4 protein-coding genes are annotated in these 3,165 nt (G+C 64.8%); all 4 read right to left on the bottom strand.

Annotated elements, in window-relative coordinates; all coding sequences use genetic code 11:
* On the bottom strand, positions 1 to 593 hold a 593-nt coding region (locus tag QZT63_RS02360), incomplete at its 3' end, for an ABC-type transport auxiliary lipoprotein family protein (RefSeq protein WP_290648256.1).
* Positions 594 to 609: 16 nt separating this feature from the next.
* A complete protein-coding gene (locus tag QZT63_RS02355; protein ID WP_290648254.1) occupies positions 610 to 1,530 on the bottom strand; it encodes an MlaD family protein in 921 nt (306 codons plus the stop codon).
* A 19-nt stretch (positions 1,531 to 1,549) separates the two neighbouring features.
* Positions 1,550 to 2,341, bottom strand: a complete 792-nt coding sequence (locus QZT63_RS02350) for an ATP-binding cassette domain-containing protein (protein ID WP_290648252.1) — start codon at positions 2,339 to 2,341, stop codon at positions 1,550 to 1,552.
* Positions 2,338 to 3,165 (bottom strand): ABC transporter permease (locus tag QZT63_RS02345; RefSeq protein WP_290648250.1); only part of this gene is annotated, 828 nt, incomplete at its 5' end. The genes QZT63_RS02345 and QZT63_RS02350, both read right to left, overlap by 4 nt.

Here is a 3,165-nt window from a genome sequence, read left to right as displayed (position 1 = left end):
GCAAGCCAGTCGGTGAGTTCCACGAGCACCCGCTCGATGGCGTCGTTGGTGGCGGCAACGCCGGCCTGGGGTGAGGCCTCAGCGCTGTCCGCTTGTACCCGAAATCGCCGCGTGGCGACGACTGCACCCCGGCGCAAGTCAATAACGTGGGCACGCAGCCGCACACGTACGCGCCCCTGTTCCCGCGCGCGAAAGTCGTGCATGAGTTCCAGCAGTTCCGTCTCAAGCCGGTAGTGCGCAGGCGCTGTCGTGCTCCTGGCAATGACCGTCGTGAACAGTCCGGCACTCTCTATCGCTGCCACCAGATGGGGATGCAGCAACTGCGCGGGTTCCGCAGCCCAGCGGTTCCGCGCGTAATACTGCCGTTGGAAGTCTGCCTGCTGGTAGGCCATCTCGGTGCTGGCCACGGTGGCTGCAGCGGCTGGACGTGCGACATGGAAGGTCGCCTCCGCTGAGAGGCGCCCCTCCGGCCCAGGCATTGCAGGATCGATACCCCAGGTATTGCGCGCGTCCTCCCGTGGCGGCGCAAAGGTGGTGCAGGCGGCGAGCAACAGCGGCGTCACCAGTAGCGCGAGCACGAAACGTTTGGCCACGCGCGGTCTCCCTGTGTCAGTTGGACTCGCCCGGTCCCGGAGACCGTCGGGGGGCACCAAAAATTAGTCTGTTGGGGTGCTCCGAGATTTCATGACCGAACCTCTCCAGCGTGGCCGTCAGCCCTTGAATGTCCAGGAGTAGCTGGTTCACCTGGGGCAGCGTCTCCCGGTCCAGGCGTTGCAGGGCGGCGTTGCTGCGCTCACCTGTTTCCCCCAGCTGCGCGGCGGTGGTCGCCGTGCGTCGGGCGGCGTCGTCAACGCTCGCCAGCGTCTGGTCAAGGCGTGCCATGGTTTCCGGGGCCGATTCCACGAGATGGCGCATGCCGCGAATCAGTTGCTCTGTCTCGTCCAGTGTGCCTTCCATCTGGTCGGCGTTGTTCGCCAGGGTGTCGCTGATCGTTTCCACGTTCCCCAAAGTCGCGTTCAGCGCCCGGATGTTGTCATCCGAGAGCAACGCCTCCAGCCGCTCGCTGGCCCGATCCACGCCAGCCAGGCCTTCTTCCACGGCTGTCTCCAGGCGCGTCCGCAGTGACGGCGCGTTGGGGAGCACGGGATAGCGATACGCGTCGGCAACCGCTGGTCCGGCGTCCCGGGTTCCGGGGACAAGCTCCAGGTGTCCGAGGCCGGTGAGCCCCTGCGTGGCGGGGCGCACGCGCGTGTCGGCCTGGACCGGCACGTTGGTCCGGACGCTGATCACGATGCGCACGTTACCATGTTCGTCGAGGCCGAGCTCCCGCACCCGGCCGACGTCGATGCCCTGGTACTTCACGGAGGCGTTACGGCTGAGCCCGGTCATGGGCTCAGTCGGCATGACCAGGTAGCGATCTTCTTCTTCCCGTGCGAAGTCACCGGAAAACCAAAGCCCGGCAGCGACCAAGGCGATGCCGAGCACCACCACAAAGAGCCCGACCAAGGTGTGGTTTACACGGTCATGCATGAGATCACCTGTGACACGGCTAACCCTCCGGTTGCGCGAGCTGCGCGCCCTGAAAATAGGCCCGGGTCAGCGGCTCCTCGCTCGCCATGAGCTGCGGCATCGACCCGAGTGCCCAGACCCGTCGGTTGGCGAGAAAGGCAATGCGATCCGTGGCCCGGCGCAGGGACTCCGGATCGTGGGTGATCATGATCACGGTCAGCCCCAGCAGGTCCCGCAGCTTGACGATGAGCTCGTCAAAGGCGTTCGTGCTCACCGGATCAAGCCCGGAGGTTGGCTCGTCCAGGAACAGCAATTCCGGATCCAACGCCAGCGCACGTGCCAGGGCAGCCCGCTTGATCATGCCCCCGCTGAGCGCATCCGGGTACTTCTCCGCTGCACTGGCGGGCAGACCGGACAGGGCGATTTTGAGCTCCGCGATCGCGTTACACAGCCCCAGATCCAGGCGCGCATGCTCGCGGATGACCATGCTGATGTTCTGCCGCACGGTCAGGCCAGTGAAAAGCGCCCCGTGCTGGAACAGCACCCCCATACGCCGCCGGAATCGCCGCAGGCTATGCCGGTCAAGTGTTGTCGCGTCCATGCCGAGGATCTCAATGCGGCCGGCGGTGGGCGCCTGCAGGAGCATCATCTGGCGCAACAGGACGGTCTTGCCCGTGCCGCTGCCACCGACCAGGCCCAGGATCTCTCCACGCCAAACCTCCAGGTCCAGACCTTCGTGGATCGACGCTGTGCCGAAACGGGTGGTAAGACCTGCGACGCGAATCACGGGGTCCGACACGCTCTTGGGATTGACGGCGATGGCTCCCCTCATAGGTCCAGCATGTTGAATACGACGGAGAAGATGGCGTCGGCCACGATGACCAGGAAAATGCCCTGGACCACGCTCTGGGTGGTGGCTCGCCCCACGCTTTCGGTGCTCCTTTGCACGGCAAACCCATGATAGCAGGAGACCATAACGATCAGTACGGCGAACACAGGGGCCTTGATAATGCCGACCCAGAAGGTGCTCGCTGCCACGGCTTCAGGAATGCGCTGGATAAAATCCGCCACGCCGACGTCGAAAAAGGCCGCGGCCACGGTAATGCCACCGAGCATGCCGAGCAGGTCGGCGTACATCGTCAACAGGGGCATCACGATCAGCAGCGCAAGCAGTTTCGGCAGGACCAGCATCTCGTAGGGTGTAATACCGATAACCCGCAGGGCGTCGACTTCGTCGGTCATGTGCATGGTGCCAATCTGTGCCGTGTAGGCGGATCCGGTGCGCCCCGCGACGATGATGGCCGTCATCAGCGGTGCCATCTCCCGCAGCATGGTCAAGGTCAGCAGATCCACGAGAAAGATATTGGCCCCGAACTGCTGCAACGGGGTACCCCCCTGGTAGGCCATCACCACGCCGGTAAGAAAAATCAGCAGCCCGAGGATGGGCAGCGCCCGGACACCTGCATGCTCAATCTCACCAAGCACCTGCCGCCAGCGGATTCGGTGGGGTCGCAGCAGCCGCGGCAAGGCGTCGTCGACCACAGCGCCCACGAACGCGAAAAACAGCTGCAGCCGTGCTGCCGCGTTCATACCCCACACGCCGATGTGGTGGAGGGGGTTGGGGCGCGGGGGCGGGGCAGGCGGCTCTTGGTGATG

This window comes from Aquisalimonas sp., from assembly GCF_007120195.1.
GTDB lineage: Bacteria > Pseudomonadota > Gammaproteobacteria > Nitrococcales > Aquisalimonadaceae > Aquisalimonas.
The sequence above is the reverse complement of the archived record's forward strand: the minus strand, read 5'-3'. Positions and strand labels throughout refer to the sequence as shown.